Here is a 16,482-nt window from a genome sequence, read left to right on the forward strand (position 1 = left end):
ATCGGCGGATTCAAGACCGTCCATGGATTACAGGGGAGGCAGAAGCGATGGGCAGCGCGCAGCCGTTGTTCGGGGGGATCTCGAGCGAGAGCTTGATTCACGCGGCCTACGTGCTGACCGCCCTGTCCTACCTGCTCCGGGATATCCTCTGGCTGCGACTCGTGGCCATGACCGGCAATGTTTGCATTGCCGCGGCTGCCTTCATGGCCTTTCCGGCGCCGAACTGGGCCTTCGTTGGCTGGGCCTCCACCTTCTTCTTCATCAACGTCTTCCACAGCACCTGGCTGGTCTACGAGCGGCACCTTCGACGGTTCACGCCGGAAGAGCAGCGCTTGCGCGACGCGGCCTTCCAGTCCTTGGATCCGGTCAGCGTCCGTCGCCTGCTCCGCTGCGGCCGCTGGGTCGAGCATCCGAAGGACCAGAAACTGACGACCCAGGGCAAGCACCTGACGGAACTGGTGTTGATCTCCGAAGGCGAGGCGACGGTCCGTCTCGGGGGGCAGGTCATTCAGCAACTTACCTGCGGCAAATTCATCGGCGAAATCGGCTTCCTCAGCGGTGAGCCGGCGACGGCGACCGTCGTCTCGGCCGGCCCCCTGCGCTGCCTCACCTGGAAGGTCCCGGAGCTGCGCCGCTTCCTCGTCCGCCATCCCGAGGTCCGCACGGTGTTCCACGCCGCCGTCGGCAAGGACCTCGCCGAGAAGATCGCCGCGCACAACGTCCGGCTCGCGACCGTCTAGACGGTCCGGCTTAAGCGCCCGGCCCACCTTGCCGCTGCACCGGCGGGGGCGCATATTTGCCGGCATGGACGGCGATTCGAGACAACCCCGAGGCGCGGCACATCAGCGGGCGGCGCCCCTGCGCCGGGCGCGGCCGCGCCCGGCCGATGCGGCGGCGCTGGACGACTACGTCCTGCGCCCGGACCCGGCCGACCCCCGGCTGACCCGGCAGGTCTCCGGGGTCGACCAGGACGGGACGCCGCTCGAGACCGCGGTGGTGATGGAGCGGCCGCTGACCCTGTTCCTCAACGGACAGGAAATCGTCACCATGATGACCATCGGCGACCATCCCGATCTGCTCGCGGTGGGCTATCTCCTGAATCAGAACATGCTGCGGCCCGACGACGAGATCACCGGGATCGAGCATGACGAGGAGCTGGAGCTGGTCGTGGTCCGCACCGCCCGGGAGACCGACTACGAGGACAAGCTGAAGAAGAAGACCCGGACCTCGGGCTGCGCCCAGGGCACGGTCTTCGGCGACGTCATGGAGAACTTCGAGGCGGCGCGGCTCTCCGAGGAGGCCGTGCTGCGGACCTCCTGGCTCTACGCGCTGAGCCGCAAGATCAACACGACCCCTAGCCTCTACCTGGAGGCCGGGGCGATCCACGGCTGCGTGCTCTGCCGCGAGGACCGGCCGCTGGTCTACATGGAGGACGTCGGGCGGCACAACGCGGTCGACAAGATCGCCGGCTACATGTTCCTCAACGAGGTCGCGCCGGAGGACAAGATCTTCTACACCACCGGGCGCCTGACCTCGGAGATGGTGATCAAGACCGTCCAGATGGGGATCCCGATCCTGGCCTCGCGCTCCGGCTTCACCGCCTGGGGCGTCGACTTGGCGCGCCAGGCCGGCCTGACCTTGATCGGCCGGGCCCGGGGCAAGCGCTTCGTCGCCCTGGCCGGCGAGGGGCGCATCCTCTACGACGCCGACCCGGCCGCGGTCGGCGAGGAGGACCCGAAACACCAGCGCAAGGGCGGCCGAGGGTAAGGACGAGATGGGGCTGGATACGGTCGAGCTGGTGATGTCGGTCGAGGAGGAGTTCGACATCTACATTCCGCCGGAGGCGGCGGAGAAGATCACCACGGTGGGCGACCTGCGCGACTTCGTGGTCCTGGCGTTGGAACAGAATGGCAGCGTGCCGGGCCGCGTCTGCCCCGACTCGGTCCTGCGGCGGCTTCAGGGCATCTTCGAGAAGGACCACGGCCTCGCGCCCGAGCGGGTGGTGCCCGCGGCGCGCATCCTCGCCGACCTCGGCCTGGACTAGCGCAGGAGGCCCGGCGCGCGGTGGCAGAGCACTTCAATCCCCCCGGGGTCTGGCAACCCTTCGGCGCCTTCTCCCTGGCGGTCGCCCAGGGCGAGGGCCGGACCGTCCACCTCAAGGGCCAGGTCGCGCTGGACCGGGAGGGCCGGGTCGTCGGGCCGGGCGACATGGCGGCCCAGCTCCGCCAGGTGCTGGAGAACATCCGGGCGGTCCTGGCCTCGCTCGGCGGCGTGCCGGGGGACGTGATCTCGCTGACCCACTACACCACGGACATCGAGGCCTTCATGGCCTGCGGGCCGATCCGCGCCGCGTTCTTCGCCAAGCCCTACCCGGTCACCACCACGGTCGAGGTGCGCCGGCTCTACCATCCGGACCTGGTGATCGAGATCGCCGCCATCGCCGAGATCCCGCGCGACCGCTTCCGCAACCCGGCGGAGGTTGGGTGAGGGAGCGGATTCAAGTCGTTTGCGGCGCCGGCGTCGAAGGGACGATGGCAATGAAATCGGACTACCTCATCGACCGCGAGACCCTTGCTTTGTTGAGAGAGCTGTACCGGCAATCACGCGAGGAGCATCCGGCGTGCGAGATCGGCTTTGGCTGGGGCAGCGATTCGACGGGCCGGATGGGCGTGAACTGCGGCCTGTACTACGACAGGAGTCAGCCCATGCCCCCGATCTATCTCTATGAGGATGTCTCGATCCACATTGCCTTTCCAGAGAACACGCCGCAGGAACTGAAGGCTGGCGTCATCTGCTTCCGCGGCAACCACTTCGAGATACTGCCGGTCGAGGATTTCGCGCGCGAGCAACTTGTCGAGGGCATCTTGGAGCAAGGTCCGGAATGACGGAAACCGAGCCGAGGCGGGCATGGGTCTGGATAGCGTCGAACTGGTGATGGCCTTCGAGGAGGAGTTCGAGATCGAGATCCTCGACGAAGAGGCGGAGCAGATCATCACGGTCGGGGACGCCCGGGATTGCATCGTCGGCAAGCTTAGGGCGCGGGCCGGGGATCCGGAGGCGGTCGATGCGGAGGAGGTCTGGTCGCGAGTCAGGGCGATCGTCGTGAATCTTCTTGGTGTCAGGCCGGAAAAGGTCACGCCCGAGGCCGCCTTCATCGACGACCTTGGCGTGGACTGATCCATGACCAAAGTCGCCGGCGTGATCCTGGCGGGGGGGCTGTCGCGGCGCATGGGCGGCGGCGACAAGGCGCTGCGCCCGCTGGTCGGCCGGCCGGTGCTGGCCCACGTGATCGCGCGGGCGCGGCCGCAGGTCGCGGCCCTGGTGCTCAACGCCAACGGCGATCCCGGGCGCTTCGCCGAGTTCGGTCTGCCGGTCGCGCCCGACCTGGTCGAGGGCTTCGCCGGGCCGCTGGCCGGCATCCTGACCGGCCTGGCCTGGGCGGAAGCCGAGGTGCCGGGCTGCCGCTGGCTGGCCAGCTTCGCCTGCGACGCGCCCTTCCTGCCCGAGGACCTGGTCGCCCGGATGCTGGCGGCGGTCGAGGCCGAGGGCGCGGAGCTCGCCTGCGCGGCCTCGCGCGGCCGCGCCCATCCGGTCTTCGGGCTCTGGCCGCTCCGCCTGCGCGCCGACCTGGAGGCGGCGATGCGCGAGGAGGAGATCCGCAAGGTCGACCGCTGGACCGCCCGCCACCGCCTGGCGACGGTCGACTTCCCCGAGGTCGAGACCGCCGAGGGCCTCTTGGACCCCTTCTTCAACGCCAATCGCCCCGAGGACCTGGACGAGGCGGCGCGGCTGGCCGCCCTGCTCGCCTGAGGACTCCGCGCAACCGCCGGGCCGCCGTCATCAAGGTGTCATGGCCCTGGGGTATAGCCAGCGGATGATCTGGCCCCGTCGCCCGGCGCTTCCCTTTTGCTTACGCCAGCGCCCGACCTCCCGCGACCGCCAGCCCCCCAGACGAGGACCCGGCATGGCAGCCACAGCGACCCGACTGAAGACGGCGGTTCACCAGCAGTCCCTGAGATCCAAGCGCGGCTTGCTCGAACGGCTCTTCGTCTGGGCCTTCTCAGGCCTGGTCTATCCGCAGATCTGGGAAGACCCGGAGCTCGACATGGCGGCCCTGAAGCTCGGCCCCGGCCAGCGGCTGGTGACCATCGCCTCGGGCGGCTGCAACGTCATGAGCTACCTGACCGCGCGGCCGGCGGAGATCCTCGCCGTCGACCTCAACCCGGCCCACGTCGCCCTGACTCGCCTGAAGCTGGCGGCGGTCCGCGAGCTGCCGAACCACGAGGCCTTCTTCCGCTTCTTCGGCCACGCCGACGAGAAGGCCAACGTCCGCGCCTACGACCGCTTCATCCGCGACCGCCTGGACCCGGAGAGCCGGGCCTACTGGGAGGCGCGGCGCACCCTCAAGGGCCGTCGGATCAACCTCTTCGCGCGCAACGTCTACCGCTTCGGCCTGCTCGGCCGCTTCATCGGCATCGTCCACCTGCTGGCCAGGCTCTACGGCCGCAATCCCGGGCGCATGCTGAGCGCCCGCAGCCTGGAGGAGCAGCGCCGGCTCTTCGAGACCCAGCTGGCGCCGCTCTTCGACACCCGGCTGATCCGCTTCCTCTGCCGGCTGCCGGTCTCGCTCTACGGCCTGGGCATCCCGCCGGCCCAGTATGACGCCCTGGCGGCCTCGGGCGGCGGCGACGTGGCGCTGGTGCTGCGCCAGCGCCTGGGCCGCCTGGCCTGCGACTTCTCCTTCGAGGACAACTACTTCGCCTGGCAGGCCTTCGGCCGTCGCTACGACCGGGAGGGCCGCGGCGCGGTCCCGCCCTACCTGCGCGGCGCGGCCTACGAGACGGTCCGCGACCGGGCCGCGACGGTTCGGCTCGAGCTCGCCTCGATGACCGAGTTCCTGGCCGCGCAGCCGGCGGCGAGCTGCGACCGCTTCGTCCTGCTCGACGCCCAGGACTGGATGACCCCGGCGAAGATTCGCGACCTCTGGGCCGAGATCACCCGCACGGCGCGGCCCGGCGCCCGGGTCGTTTTCCGCACGGCCGGCGAGGAATCGCCCCTCGACACGGCGCTCGCAGTAAAAATCCTGGGGCAATGGGCCTATGACGCCCAGGCCTGCCGAGATATGGTGGCCAAGGACCGTTCGTCCATCTATGGTGGCTTCCATCTCTATGAGCTAAGGGATTGAAGCCGCAATATGTCGTCCCACTCGGCCGCACACGCGGCTGCGATGGACCGCCTCTACAGGGTCCAGCGCCATGTCTACGATATCAGCCGCAAATACTACCTGATCGGCCGCGACCGGATGATCGCCGAGCTCGCGCCGCCGCCGGGCGGCCGCGTCCTCGAGATCGGCTGCGGGACGGGGCGCAACCTGGTCGCCGCGGCCAAGCGCTATCCCGAGGCTCACTTCTTCGGGCTCGACATCTCGCGTGAGATGCTGCGCTCGGCGGAGTCCGCGGTACGCCGCGCCGGGGTGAGCGATCGGGTGACCCTGATCGAGGGTGATGCGACGCTCTTCGATCCGTTGGCCAGCCTCGGGATTTCCAGCTTCGACCGGGTCTTTGCGTCCTATTCGCTCTCGATGATCCCGCCCTGGACCCACGCCCTGCGCCACGCCTTGGCCCTGACCGCGCCCGGCGGCGCCCTCTCGGTGGTCGAGTTCGGGCTCTGCGAGGGCTGGCCGGACTGGTGCCGACGGACGCTCTACGCCTGGCTCGCCAAGTTCCGGGTCTCGCCGCGCGAGACCCTGATGCCCGTGATGACGGCCGCGGCGGCCGAGGTCGGCGCGACGCCGAAGGCGATGCCCCTGTGGCGCGGCTACGTCACCTACATCCGTGTCGAGCGGCCGGAGGCGACCGTCGCGCCCTGATCCGCGCCGCCTCGCCTCGGCACGGACGGCCCAGACGGATCTCAAAGAAAGCTGGCGATCTCTGCCAGCGGCTTCTTGATCGTCGCGTGGCGGGGGATCCTGGCGTCGGCCGCGGGGTAGCCGGTGACCAGCAGGACGAAGGGCCGCTCGCTGTCCGGCCGGCCGCAGATCTCGTTGAGGAAGCCCATCGGCTTGGGGGTGTGGGTCAGGGTCGCCAGCCCGGCGTGGTGCAGGGCGCATATGAGAAAGCCGGTCGCGATGCCCACGGATTCGCTCACGTAGTAGTTCTTGAGATCCTGGCCGGCCTCGGGACCGCCGCGGCGCTGGGCGAAGATCGCGATCAGCCAGGGCGCGGTCTGAAGGAAGGGCTTCTCGGCATCGGTGCCGAGCGGCTCCAGGGCCTGGAGCCATTCGGCGCCGGCCTTGCCGCCGTAGAAGGCGCGCTCCTCGGCCTCCGCCTTCTCGCGCACCAGGGCCTTGGTCGCCGGGTCGCCGATCGCGGCGAAATGCCAGGGCTGGTGGTTGGCGCCGCTGGGCGCCGTGCCGGCGGCCCGGATGCAGGTCTCGACGATCGCGCGCGGCACCGGCCGGTCCGAGAAGTCGCGCAGGCTGTGCCGGCGCCGGATCTCTTCGTGGAAGGCCTCGGCCCGGGCCAGCATCTCCGGCTCCGGGTAGGCCCGGAAATCGCTCAGTGGCAGGGTCTCGTGGTCTGGCATCGGACCTCTCTTCAAGCTCGTCGGCGACCTCGGACCGCTCAGTAGCACGAAGCGGAAGCCGGACGAAGCACCGAGGCCCGAACGTCGCGCGATGCCGTGGCATACCAAAGGCCACTTAACATCCGCCCGGCCGACGCCTAGATTGAAGGGGTCGGCCGGCGGCGCGCCGCCAGGCCGGCGGAGCGCGCGGCGGGCAGGAGCGACATCGGTGACGGAGCGGAAGGAGAGGCTCGACCTGGGGGTCGTGGTGGAGCGGCGCGAGGCCGACAACCCCTGGATCGACCACAGCTGGCACGCCGTGGCCGTGATCGTCGGGGCGGCGCCCCTGGACCCCCTCGGGCCCTGGCGGCAGCTGGCCGAAGGCGAGGGCTGGGTCCAGTTCCACGCCGGCACCTTGCCTCTGGAGTTGTTTCGCCGCGAGACCCAGGGCTACAAGGTCATCCTCTCCCAGGACCCGCCGCGGCTCTTCGTCGTGCTTCGCCAGGTCGAGGACCCGGAGTCGCCGCACGACCTGGCGCCCTTCCTGGTCACCGCCTGCCCTTACGAGGCCCAGGACTACCTGGACGTCGGCGACGATCAGGTCGAGCCGGTGACCATGCCCGAGGCCGTGGCCGCCTTCGTCAAGGCCTACTGCGACGAGCACCACGTCGAGGAGGTCTTCCACAAGCGCAAGCGCAAGCCCCACGATCCCCGGAAGGCCGGCTTCGGACAGCGCCAGGGCGCGGCGCGGGCGGGCAACGGCCGGGACGCCGGAAACGGCCGGGGCGCGGACTGATGGCGGGCGCGGACGAAGAACCCGGAAACGGCGGGGCTTTCCTGGCCCGCTGGGCGCGGCGCAAGGGTGAGCAGCGCCAGACGACGCCGTCGGCCGATCCGGAGCCGGCGGAGGCCGGCGGGCCCGGCGAGGTCGAGTCTGCTGGGGAGGCGGAGCCGCCGCTGCGGGTCGAGGACCTGCCGGACATCGACAGCCTGGACGAGGGCTCGGACTTCACGGTGTTCCTCAAGGAGGGCGTGCCGGAGAGCCTGCGCCGGCGGGCCCTGCGCCGGCTCTGGCGCCTGAACCCGGTCTTCGCCAACCTCGACGGCCTTGCCGAGTACGACGAGGACTACCACACCGTCCTCGACCTGCCCGGGGGCGTGAAGACCCTGTTCAAGGCCGGCAAGGGCATGGTGCAGCCCGAGACGGAAGAGCCGCCGGCCACGCCCGAGGAGGTCGCCGCCGCCGAGCCGCTGCCGGAGACCGGGGCGCCCGGGACGGAAGCGGAAGGCCCTGCAAGCCTGCCCGAAGAGCCTGCAACGCCGCCGCCCGAGGCTCCGGAGCCCGAGCACAAGACGCCGGGCGCCGCCGACGCGGCAGTTTCGCCGGCCGAGCCGGCACCGGTGGCGCGCGGCAGCGCCGTGAAGCGCCGCTGGGGCGCTTTCGAAGCTTAGGTATTTCAGATCCTTGGTGCTGCGGCCGGGGGGTGAGGGACGCGCCTTCCCGGTCGGAGACTCCTCGCCGACGGCGGCGCCTGCGGGCCGTCGTCCGGGCAGGGACCGGGACGGCCCGCCGAACCGCTGGCCGCTGTTTCGCATCTGCAGCAAGGCCACCGGTTGACTTGCCGTCTCAACCGGCGTCTAATTTCTTAAAGTCAATAAAAGCCGCATCTTAGGTGGGGTTTCTCGAAACTCTACAGACCGTGGAACCACGCCAGGACAGCGGGCAGGGGTGAACAACACTCCGGGGTACCAGGAGCGAGACGCGTATTGGCGAAGTCTGCCGCGAAGCCCGAAGTGCCTGAGGAAGACCAGCTCAGGGCGCAGTGCTATTGGCTACTGGCGCGGCTGTTGGCCTGCGCGCCGGATCGCGATTTCCTGGCTCAGGTCGGGCGCCTCAAGGGCGACGAGACGGATCTCGGCCGGGCGATCAACGCGCTGGTCGCGGCGGCCCGGGGGGCCTCGACCTCGGCCCTCGAGGAGGAGTACTTCAACCTCTTCATCGGGGTCGGCCACGGCGAGCTCGTGCCCTATGCCTCCTATTACCTGACCGGATTCCTGCACGAGAAGCCGCTGGCCAACCTGCGGCTCGACATGACCCGGCTCGGCATCGCCCGGGCCGAGGGCGTGACGCAGCCGGAAGACAACATCTCGTCGCTCTGCGAGATGATGGCCGGCATGATCATGGGCGACTTCGGCGCGCCGGTCGATCTGTCCGCCCAGCATTCCTTCTTCGAGAGACACATCGGATCCTGGGCGCCCCGGTTCTTCGAGGACCTGGAGGCTGCCCGCAACGCCGCCTTCTACATGCCGGTCGGCACGATCGGCCGGCTGTTCATGGCGGTCGAGAACGAAGCGTTCAAAATGGCGGCCTAGCGCCCAAAGGCAAGAGCAACGTGGGGGGCCGGCCCCGCTAGGCAGTTTCCGGTCGATGGCTTCACCCAAGTGGGAAGGTGAGCAGATGAGCGAGAAGAAAGAAGCAGAGACCATCGGTCGGCGCGATTTCTTCCGGAAGGCTGGTCTCGGGGCGGGCGCCGCGGGCGCCGTCGCCGCCGCGATCTCCCGGACGCCTGCGAAGGCGGCCGAGGCCGGCGGCAAGGCACCCGGTGGCAAGGGCTACCGGGAGACCGAGCACGTGAAGAAATACTACGATCTGGCCAGGTTTTAGGGACACAGGAGAGGTCAATGCTGACACGTAAGGCGAATGGGGTTGCGAAAGGCCCCCGTTTGTCAAAGGCGCTGTCCGGCCTTGCCGGCAGTGCAATTGACCGCCGTTCCTTCCTGAAGCGATCCGGACTGGCCGTGGGCGGTGCCGCGGCGGCTTCGGGTCTCTCCTATGGGATGGTGAAGAAGGCCGAGGCCGCGGCGGCCGGTGCGACCGGCAACGTCACGCTCGTGAAATCGGTCTGCACCCACTGCTCGGTGGGCTGCACGGTCGTGGCGGAAGTCCAGGACGGCGTCTGGATCGGGCAGGAGCCCGGTTGGGACAGCCCCTTCAACCTTGGGGCTCACTGCGCCAAGGGCGCCTCGGTCCGCGAGCACGCGCACGGCGAGCGCCGCCTCAAGACTCCGACCAAGCTGGTTGGCGGCAAGTGGCAGGAGGTCTCCTGGGAAGACGCCATCAACGAGATCGGCGACCAGATGCTGCAGATCCGGGAGAAGTCGGGTCCGGATTCGGTGTACTGGCTCGGCTCGGCCAAGCACAACAACGAGCAGGCCTATCTCTTCCGCAAGTTCTACGCCTTCTGGGGCTCCAACAACGGTGACCACCAGGCGCGGATCTGCCACTCGACCACGGTCGCAGGTGTTGCCAACACCTGGGGCTATGGCGCGATGACCAACAGCTACAACGACATCCACAACTCGCGCGCCATCTTCCAGATCGGCGGCAACCCGGCCGAGGCGCATCCGGTCGCCATGCAGCACATGCTCAAGGCGAAGGAGCAGAACAACGCGCCCTTCATCGTCTGCGACCCGCGCTTCACGCGGACCGCGGCCCATGCCGACGAGTACGTGCGGCTTCGTCCGGGCAGCGACGTCGCCCTGATCTGGGGCATCATGTGGCACATCTTCCAGAACGGCTGGGAGGACAAGGAGTTCATCCGCCAGCGCGTCTGGGGCATGGACCAGATCAAGGCCGAGGTTGCCAAGTGGACCCCGGAAGAGACCGAACGCGTGACCGGCGTTCCGGGCTCGCAGCTCAAGCGCGTCGCGCGCACGCTGGCCAACAATCGCCCCTTCACCATCATCTGGTGCATGGGCGGTACCCAGCACACCAACGGCAACAACAACACCCGCGCCTACTGCGCCCTGGGCCTGTCCCTCGGCGTGATCGGGACCTCGGGTGGCGGCGCCAACATCTACCGCGGCCACGACAACGTCCAGGGCGCCACGGACATGTGCGTGCTGTCGCATTCCCTGCCGGGCTACTACGGCCTCAAGACCGGGTCGTGGAAGCATTGGGCCAGGGTCTGGGATGTCGAGTACGACTATCTGCTCGGGCGCTTCGCCAGCAAGGAGCTGATGGAGAGCAAGGGCATCCCGGTGTCGCGCTGGGTCGACGGCGTGCTCGAGGCCAAGGAGAACATGGACCAGCCGGACAACCTCCGGGCCATGGTTTTCTGGGGACATGCGCCGAACTCGCAGACCCGCGGCCTCGACATGAAGAAGGCCTTCGAAGAGCTCGACCTGCTGGTCGTGATCGATCCCTATCCGACGGTCTCGGCGGTCATGCACGACCGCACCGACGGCGTCTACCTGCTGCCGGCGGCGACGCAGTTCGAGACCTACGGGTCGGTGACGGCTTCCAACCGCTCGCTGCAGTGGCGGGAGAAGGTCTTCGAGCCGCTCTTCAAGTCGAAGACGGATCACGAGATCATGTTCCTGCTCGCCGAGAAGCTCGGCTTCGCGGAGGAGATGTTCAAGAACATCGAGGTCAACGGCAAGGAGCCGCTGATCGAGGACATCACCCGCGAGTTCAACAAGGGCACCTGGACCATCGGCTACACCGGGCAGTCGCCGGAGCGGCTGCGCTCGCACATGGCCAACCAGGCGACCTTCGACAAGACCACCTTGCAGGCGGTCGGCGGGCCCAACGACGGCGAGTATTACGGCCTGCCCTGGCCCTGCTGGGGCACGGCGGAGATGGGCCATCCCGGGACCCCGATCCTCTACGACACCTCGAAGCCGGTCGCCGAAGGCGGCCTCTGCTTCCGGGCGAGGTTCGGCGTCGAGAAGGACGGCGACAACCTGCTGGCCGAAGGCAGCTACCCGGTCGGCTCCGAGATCCAGGACGGCTATCCGGAGTTCACCATGGCCATGCTCAAGAAGCTTGGCTGGGACGGGGAGCTGACCGACGACGAGCGGGCCACCATCGAGAAGATCGCCGGTGACAAGACCAACTGGAAGACCGACCTTTCCGGCGGCATCCAGCGGGTCGCGATCAAGCACGGCTGCGCGCCCTTCGGCAACGCCAAGGCGCGGACGGTGGTGTGGAACTTCCCGGATCCGGTGCCCCTGCACCGCGAGCCGCTCTACACCTCCCGGCGTGATCTCGTGGCCGACTACCCGACCTACGCGGACAAGCAGGCCTATCGTCTGCCGACCCTCTATGAGTCGATCCAGAAGACGGATCACACGGGCGAGTACCCGCTGATCCTGACCTCCGGACGCCTCGTGGAGTACGAGGGCGGCGGCGACGAGTCCCGCTCGAACCCCTGGCTGGCCGAGCTCCAGCAGGACATGTTCGCCGAGATCAACCCCTACGATGCCAACCAGAACGGCATCAAGGACGGTCAGATGATCTGGCTGCATACGCCGGAGGGGGTCAAGGTCAAGGTCAAGGCCATGGTCACCGAAAGGGTGGCGCGCGGCGTGACCTTCATGCCGTTCCACTTCGGCGGTCACTTCCAGGGCGAGGACCTGCGGGCCAAGTACCCCGCCGGCGCCGACCCCTATGTCCTGGGCGAGGCGGCCAATTCCGCCTTCACCTACGGCTACGACTCAGTGACCCAGATGCAGGAGACCAAATGCAGTCTCTGCCGTATCGAGCCTGCATAAGGAGGACCTAAGCTATGGCACGTATGAAATTCCTCTGCGACGCCGAGCGCTGCATCGAATGCAACGCCTGCGTCACCGCGTGCAAGAACGAGCACGAGGTCCCCTGGGGTGTGAACCGTCGGCGGGTCGTCACCATCAATGACGGCAAGCCGGGCGAGCGCTCGATCTCGGTCGCTTGCATGCACTGCTCGGACGCGCCCTGCATGGCGGTCTGCCCGGTGGACTGCTTCTACCAGACCGACGAGGGCGTGGTCCTGCATTCCAAGGACCTCTGCATCGGCTGCGGCTACTGCTTCTACGCCTGCCCCTTCGGGGCACCGCAATACCCGCAGGCGGGCAACTTCGGCAGCCGCGGCAAGATGGACAAATGCACCTTCTGTGCGGGTGGGCCCGAGGAGGACATGTCCTCCGACGAGTTCCAGAAGTACGGGCGCAACCGTCTTGCCGAGGGCAAGCTGCCGCTTTGTGCCGAGATGTGCGCGACCAAGGCGCTGCTTGCTGGCGACGGCGACACGGTGTCCGACATCTACCGCGAGCGCGTCGTCGCCCGCGGCTTCGGTTCGGGCGCCTGGGGCTGGGGCACGGCCTATCAGCAGAAGACGGGCTCCTAGGCCTACGTCCCCGTCCGGGGATCGGAAGACGGTGCGGGGGCGGCTCGAAGGCCGCCCCCGTCGCCGAATCGGAGCAGCGCCCGAGGTGGCCGCTGAGCCTGCTTTTGGGTTAGTCTTCAGCAATGCGATCGGGGGCGCCTGCGGCCTCCGACGCGGCTGGCTCAACGTGAGACGAAGGACGGTGAAGCGATGTCCACGCGCAGTTTGAAGATCGGGCTCTGCCTTGCGGCGGCGGCCGCGGTGGCGGCCCTCGGCGCCTGCCGGAAGGAGGAGCAGGGTCGGATCCGCAGCTTCGAGCCGGGCGTCTACAAGGGCCAGGACGACACGCCGCTGGACTCGGCGGTGGTCGACGACCTGCGCGAGCGGGCCCGGCGCCAGGCCGGCGGATAGCGCTGGCAACCGGAAAAGAGACTTCGGGAGAAGACGGAGATGAGAGTGCTTTCGCAACGATCCCGCCGGGGCGGCCTGCGTCTGGCCGCCTTCCTGGTCCTCGGGCTGGCGCTGCTGGCCGCGGCGGCCCTGTCCCCTGAGGCGGCCCTGGCTCAGGCGACCCGCGGCGACGTGGCCCAGGAGACCCCGACCGGCGGCAACATCCCGGGCAACTCGCTGGGCTCGGCCAGCGACACCGAGATCTGGCGTCAGGTGCGCCGGGGCGTGCAGGGCACGGTCTCGATTCCCGATCCCAATGCCGCCCAGCTGATCCAGTCCCAGGGCGAGAGCTGGCGGGCCTGGCGCAACGGCCCGCTCTCGACGGTCGGCGGTTGGGCCATGCTGGGCATGGTGATCCTGCTGGCCCTGTTCTTCGCCCTGCGCGGCCGGATCAAGATCGACGCCGGGCCCGCGGGCCGTACGGTCGAGCGCTTCAATGCCATCGAGCGCTTCGCCCACTGGCTGACCGCGGTCTCCTTCATCGTGCTCGCGATCACCGGGCTGAACCTGCTCTACGGGCGCTACGTGCTGCTGCCGATCATCGGCGCTGACGTCTTTTCGGATCTCACCAGCGCCGGGAAGTACGCGCACAACTTCATCGCCTTCGCCTTCATGCTGGGCGTGGTGATGATGGTGGTGCTCTGGATACGCCACAACATCCCGAACCGCTACGACCTGATCTGGCTGTCCAAGGCGGGCGGGCTCTTTGCCAAGGGCGTGCATCCGCCCTCGAAGAAGTTCAACGCCGGCCAGAAGGTCATCTTCTGGGTGGTCGTGCTCGGCGGCATCTCGATCAGCCTCTCGGGCATCGCGCTGCTCTTTCCCTTCGAGTTCAAGTTCTTCGAGGGCACCTACGCGGTCCTCAACGTCTTCGGCGCCGGCCTGCCCGAGACCCTGACCCCGATGCAGGAGATGCAGCTCTCGCAGCTCTGGCACACCGTCGTCGGCCTCTTCCTGACCGCGGTGATCCTGGCCCACATCTACATCGGCTCGGTCGGCATGGAGGGCGCCTTCGCCGCCATGGGCTCGGGCATGGTCGACGAGAACTGGGCGCGGGAGCACCACAACCTCTGGATGGCCGAGCTCAAGGGCGAGCCGATGCCGGACATCGGCGGCCACGGCGACGGCAAGCCCCAGCCGGCGGAGTAAAGGGGGAAGCTGGAGGGAGCCCGATGCGGGTAACGACGCTGATCTTCGCGGCCGTGCTCCTCGGCGCGGCCAGCCTGGGTTTGTCGGGCCGGGCCCTGGCCCTGACCCAGCAGGAGGCCGAGCGCAAGGTCGCCGAGGCCTTCGGGGTCGAGGTCCTCAGCAAGCACACCCGCGCCGGCGAGATCGACGGCCGGGCCGTTTGGTTCCTGACCGTGATGAACCCGGGCGGCACCTTCAACGATGCCTTTCAGGTCAACACCCTGGCGGTCGACCAGGAGACCGGCGAGCTGGTGCCGGCCTTCCGCCACAGGGCGAGCGGCTACGAGCTGCCCGGCGCCGCCTCCCTGGACGACCAGTCCGGCGTGCGGCCCGACATGAGTGGCTCGGGACCGTGGCGCTGAGCCGGTCGTGACCTGAGGCGCCCGCCTTGCTCAGCCAGGGACAAGGAGCGCGACAGACGGTGTTCCCCGGACAGAAGCCGAGATCCCGACTCGCCGCTCCCCTGGCCGCCTGCTTGGCCGCGGCCCTGGCCCTGGTTCCGCTGCCGAGCGGCGCCGAGCTCGCCGGCCACGGCGGCTTCGTCAAGGGCGTCGGCGTCTCGCCCGACGGCCGCCGGGTGATCAGCGCCGGCTTCGACTACACCGTCATACTCTGGGACCTGGAGACCCAGACCCAGCTGCGGGGCTTCTATGAGCACGAGGGCGCTGTCAACGCAGTGTCCTTCCTGCCGGAGGGCGAGCGGGCGATTTCGGCCGGCGACGACGGCACCTTGAGGCTCTGGGACGTCGCCTCTGGAGACCTGCTGCACACCTTCGAGGGGCATCAGGGCAAGGTGGCCGCGGTCGCGGTCGCGCCGGACGGCCGCCTGGCGGCCTCGGCGGGCTGGGACCGCACGGTGCGCTTCTGGGACCTCGAGTCCCGGCGCCCGGCCCAGGTCCTCAACGGCCACGGCAACAACGTCAACGCCGTCGCCTTCTCGCCGGACGGCACGCAGGTTCTGACCGGCAGCTACGACGGCGCCCTGCGGCTCTGGCGGGTCGCCGATGCGACCTTGACCGCGACCCTCAAGGGCCACGACTTCGGGGTCACGGCCCTGGCCTTCACCCCCGACGGGCGGCGCGCGGTCTCGGCCAGCGTCGACCAGTCCCTGCGCCTCTGGGACCTGGAGAGCGGCCGCGAGACGGCCGTGCTGCTGGGCCACGAGGGCTCGATCTTCGCGGTGGCGGTTTCGCCCGACGGCCGCACCGCCGCGACCGGCGGGGTCGACCGGGTGCTGCGCCTCTGGGACCTGGTCGAGGGCAAGGAGGTGAAGCTCTTTCTGGGCCACGACGAGCCGGTCTGGTCCCTGGCCTTCTCGCCCGACGGGCGGCAGCTGATCTCGGCCGGGGCGGACGAGGTGCTCAGGGTCTGGGACATCGCGACCGGGCTCGAGGTCGGGACCCCGGACCGCCAGTGGAACACGGTCAAGGCGGAGCTGCCGCCGGACGACGGGAGCCGCGGTGCAGCGCTGTTCCGCAAGTGCGGGGTCTGCCATTCGGTGCGCTCAGAGGGCGGCAAGCGCGCGGGCCCGACGCTCTACGGCCTCTTCGGGCGGCGCGCCGGCACGGTCGCCGGCTACAGGTACTCCAAGGCCTTGACCGGCAGCGACCTGGTCTGGACCGAGGAGACGGTCGACGCGCTCTTCGCCCAGGGACCCCACGTCTTCACGCCGGGGTCCAAGATGCCGCTGCAGCAGATGCCCAAGGCCGAGGACCGGGCGGAGCTGATCGCCTACTTGAAACGCGTCACGGCACCGGCCAAGTGAAAGGGCGCGGGCTTCCGGGCCGCTTTCGGCACCGGGCGGGCGCGACCGGATCGTGTGTTCGCTGGAGGGAAGGACAGAATGAAGGCTTTCATCGCCGGAACCGCGGCCGCGGTCCTGATCGCCGTGATCGCGGGCGTGGTCATGAACGTCGCCGGGCCGAGCTCGGCCACCAAGTTCTCGACGGACTCGGTCCGCCTTTCCGACTAGTGTGGTGGTTCCTAAGTTCGTCATATCTAGGATCGCTTTTGCCGTCCTCTGGGGGCCTTGCAGGCCCCTCGGACGTCGTTGCGCGGCTCTTGTGATGCGCCAGCATCACCGCGACCCGCGCGCCTCGCCGAGAACCCCGCAAGGCCGTCCTAGATATGACGA

19 protein-coding genes and 2 pseudogenes are annotated in these 16,482 nt (G+C 68.9%); 20 read left to right on the forward strand and 1 reads right to left on the reverse strand.

What is annotated here, in order from left to right:
- The first annotated feature begins 47 nt into the window (after positions 1-47).
- From QNJ30_23875 to QNJ30_23915, 9 genes and pseudogenes are all read left to right on the forward strand, one after another.
- Positions 48-740 carry a cyclic nucleotide-binding domain-containing protein gene (locus QNJ30_23875; protein MDJ0946502.1) on the forward strand — a complete coding sequence of 231 codons (693 nt, stop codon included), beginning with the start codon at positions 48-50 and terminating at the stop codon, positions 738-740.
- 64 nt (positions 741-804) lie between these two features.
- Positions 805-1,767: a formate dehydrogenase accessory sulfurtransferase FdhD gene (gene fdhD, locus QNJ30_23880; protein MDJ0946503.1), complete on the forward strand. Its 963-nt coding sequence runs from the start codon at positions 805-807 to the stop codon at positions 1,765-1,767.
- Between the two features lie 13 nt (positions 1,768-1,780).
- Positions 1,781-1,867, forward strand: a pseudogene (locus QNJ30_23885) (acyl carrier protein).
- A 197-nt stretch (positions 1,868-2,064) separates the two neighbouring features.
- A complete protein-coding gene (locus tag QNJ30_23890; GenBank protein MDJ0946504.1) occupies positions 2,065-2,487 on the forward strand; it encodes a RidA family protein in 423 nt (140 codons plus the stop codon).
- 50 nt (positions 2,488-2,537) lie between these two features.
- Positions 2,538-2,885, forward strand: coding sequence for a hypothetical protein (locus tag QNJ30_23895; protein MDJ0946505.1), 348 nt, complete (start codon positions 2,538-2,540; stop codon positions 2,883-2,885).
- A gap of 28 nt (positions 2,886-2,913) precedes the next feature.
- A pseudogene (locus tag QNJ30_23900) lies at positions 2,914-3,021 on the forward strand (acyl carrier protein).
- Positions 3,022-3,180: 159 nt separating this feature from the next.
- A complete protein-coding gene (gene mobA, locus QNJ30_23905; protein ID MDJ0946506.1) occupies positions 3,181-3,810 on the forward strand; it encodes a molybdenum cofactor guanylyltransferase MobA in 630 nt (209 codons plus the stop codon).
- A gap of 154 nt (positions 3,811-3,964) precedes the next feature.
- On the forward strand, positions 3,965-5,185 hold the full coding sequence (locus tag QNJ30_23910; protein ID MDJ0946507.1) for a DUF3419 family protein: 1,221 nt from the start codon (positions 3,965-3,967) through the stop codon (positions 5,183-5,185).
- A gap of 42 nt (positions 5,186-5,227) precedes the next feature.
- Positions 5,228-5,869: a class I SAM-dependent methyltransferase gene (locus QNJ30_23915; protein ID MDJ0946508.1), complete on the forward strand. Its 642-nt coding sequence runs from the start codon at positions 5,228-5,230 to the stop codon at positions 5,867-5,869.
- Positions 5,870-5,910: 41 nt separating this feature from the next.
- Here QNJ30_23915 and QNJ30_23920 read toward each other — a convergent pair whose 3' ends face one another.
- Positions 5,911-6,585: a nitroreductase family protein gene (locus tag QNJ30_23920; protein MDJ0946509.1), complete on the reverse strand. Its 675-nt coding sequence runs from the start codon at positions 6,583-6,585 to the stop codon at positions 5,911-5,913.
- Positions 6,586-6,793: 208 nt separating this feature from the next.
- On the opposite strand from QNJ30_23920, the gene QNJ30_23925 reads away from it, so the two are divergent.
- The 11 genes from QNJ30_23925 to QNJ30_23975 all read left to right on the forward strand — a co-directional run bounded on the left by QNJ30_23925 (position 6,794) and on the right by QNJ30_23975 (position 16,320).
- Positions 6,794-7,360: a DUF3305 domain-containing protein gene (locus QNJ30_23925; protein MDJ0946510.1), complete on the forward strand. Its 567-nt coding sequence runs from the start codon at positions 6,794-6,796 to the stop codon at positions 7,358-7,360.
- Entirely contained in the window at positions 7,360-8,016 is a 657-nt protein-coding gene (locus tag QNJ30_23930) for a DUF3306 domain-containing protein (GenBank protein ID MDJ0946511.1), read from the forward strand. Before QNJ30_23925 ends, QNJ30_23930 begins: the two co-directional genes overlap by 1 nt.
- A gap of 342 nt (positions 8,017-8,358) precedes the next feature.
- Positions 8,359-8,937, forward strand: a complete 579-nt coding sequence (locus QNJ30_23935; protein ID MDJ0946512.1) for a molecular chaperone TorD family protein — start codon at positions 8,359-8,361, stop codon at positions 8,935-8,937.
- A gap of 85 nt (positions 8,938-9,022) precedes the next feature.
- A complete protein-coding gene (locus QNJ30_23940) occupies positions 9,023-9,229 on the forward strand; it encodes a formate dehydrogenase (GenBank protein MDJ0946513.1) in 207 nt (68 codons plus the stop codon).
- 17 nt (positions 9,230-9,246) lie between these two features.
- Positions 9,247-12,120, forward strand: coding sequence for a formate dehydrogenase subunit alpha (locus QNJ30_23945; GenBank protein ID MDJ0946514.1), 2,874 nt, complete (start codon positions 9,247-9,249; stop codon positions 12,118-12,120).
- 14 nt (positions 12,121-12,134) lie between these two features.
- Positions 12,135-12,731 carry a formate dehydrogenase FDH3 subunit beta gene (gene fdh3B, locus QNJ30_23950; GenBank protein MDJ0946515.1) on the forward strand — a complete coding sequence of 199 codons (597 nt, stop codon included), beginning with the start codon at positions 12,135-12,137 and terminating at the stop codon, positions 12,729-12,731.
- Positions 12,732-12,920: 189 nt separating this feature from the next.
- The gene (locus QNJ30_23955) at positions 12,921-13,121 is read left to right on the forward strand and encodes a hypothetical protein (protein MDJ0946516.1); all 201 of its coding nucleotides are present in this window, start codon (positions 12,921-12,923) and stop codon (positions 13,119-13,121) included.
- A gap of 39 nt (positions 13,122-13,160) precedes the next feature.
- Complete coding sequence (locus tag QNJ30_23960) at positions 13,161-14,309, forward strand: formate dehydrogenase subunit gamma (protein ID MDJ0946517.1); 1,149 nt, start codon at positions 13,161-13,163, stop codon at positions 14,307-14,309.
- A 23-nt stretch (positions 14,310-14,332) separates the two neighbouring features.
- Positions 14,333-14,710 carry a hypothetical protein gene (locus QNJ30_23965; protein ID MDJ0946518.1) on the forward strand — a complete coding sequence of 126 codons (378 nt, stop codon included), beginning with the start codon at positions 14,333-14,335 and terminating at the stop codon, positions 14,708-14,710.
- Between the two features lie 59 nt (positions 14,711-14,769).
- Positions 14,770-16,113, forward strand: coding sequence for a c-type cytochrome (locus QNJ30_23970; GenBank protein ID MDJ0946519.1), 1,344 nt, complete (start codon positions 14,770-14,772; stop codon positions 16,111-16,113).
- A gap of 78 nt (positions 16,114-16,191) precedes the next feature.
- Complete coding sequence (locus tag QNJ30_23975; GenBank protein ID MDJ0946520.1) at positions 16,192-16,320, forward strand: hypothetical protein; 129 nt, start codon at positions 16,192-16,194, stop codon at positions 16,318-16,320.
- Positions 16,321-16,482: the final 162 nt, after the last annotated feature.

The organism is Kiloniellales bacterium, from assembly GCA_030066685.1.
Classification (GTDB): domain Bacteria; phylum Pseudomonadota; class Alphaproteobacteria; order Kiloniellales; family JAKSBE01; genus JAKSBE01.

Excerpts from the sequence above, each read along its gene's own strand:
- QNJ30_23920 (MDJ0946509.1), bottom strand. The coding sequence starts at position 6,585 with ATGCCAGACCACGAGACCCTGCCACTGAGCGATTTCCGGGCCTACCCG.
- QNJ30_23965 (MDJ0946518.1), top strand. The coding sequence starts at position 14,333 with ATGCGGGTAACGACGCTGATCTTCGCGGCCGTGCTCCTCGGCGCGGCC.
- QNJ30_23930 (MDJ0946511.1), top strand. The coding sequence starts at position 7,360 with ATGGCGGGCGCGGACGAAGAACCCGGAAACGGCGGGGCTTTCCTGGCC.
- QNJ30_23945 (MDJ0946514.1), top strand. The coding sequence starts at position 9,247 with ATGCTGACACGTAAGGCGAATGGGGTTGCGAAAGGCCCCCGTTTGTCA.
- fdh3B (MDJ0946515.1), top strand. The coding sequence starts at position 12,135 with ATGGCACGTATGAAATTCCTCTGCGACGCCGAGCGCTGCATCGAATGC.
- QNJ30_23875 (MDJ0946502.1), top strand. The coding sequence starts at position 48 with ATGGGCAGCGCGCAGCCGTTGTTCGGGGGGATCTCGAGCGAGAGCTTG.
- QNJ30_23895 (MDJ0946505.1), top strand. The coding sequence starts at position 2,538 with ATGAAATCGGACTACCTCATCGACCGCGAGACCCTTGCTTTGTTGAGA.
- QNJ30_23955 (MDJ0946516.1), top strand. The coding sequence starts at position 12,921 with ATGTCCACGCGCAGTTTGAAGATCGGGCTCTGCCTTGCGGCGGCGGCC.
- QNJ30_23940 (MDJ0946513.1), top strand. The coding sequence starts at position 9,023 with ATGAGCGAGAAGAAAGAAGCAGAGACCATCGGTCGGCGCGATTTCTTC.
- QNJ30_23915 (MDJ0946508.1), top strand. The coding sequence starts at position 5,228 with ATGGACCGCCTCTACAGGGTCCAGCGCCATGTCTACGATATCAGCCGC.
- QNJ30_23960 (MDJ0946517.1), top strand. The coding sequence starts at position 13,161 with ATGAGAGTGCTTTCGCAACGATCCCGCCGGGGCGGCCTGCGTCTGGCC.
- mobA (MDJ0946506.1), top strand. The coding sequence starts at position 3,181 with ATGACCAAAGTCGCCGGCGTGATCCTGGCGGGGGGGCTGTCGCGGCGC.
- fdhD (MDJ0946503.1), top strand. The coding sequence starts at position 805 with ATGGACGGCGATTCGAGACAACCCCGAGGCGCGGCACATCAGCGGGCG.
- QNJ30_23910 (MDJ0946507.1), top strand. The coding sequence starts at position 3,965 with ATGGCAGCCACAGCGACCCGACTGAAGACGGCGGTTCACCAGCAGTCC.
- QNJ30_23975 (MDJ0946520.1), top strand. The coding sequence starts at position 16,192 with ATGAAGGCTTTCATCGCCGGAACCGCGGCCGCGGTCCTGATCGCCGTG.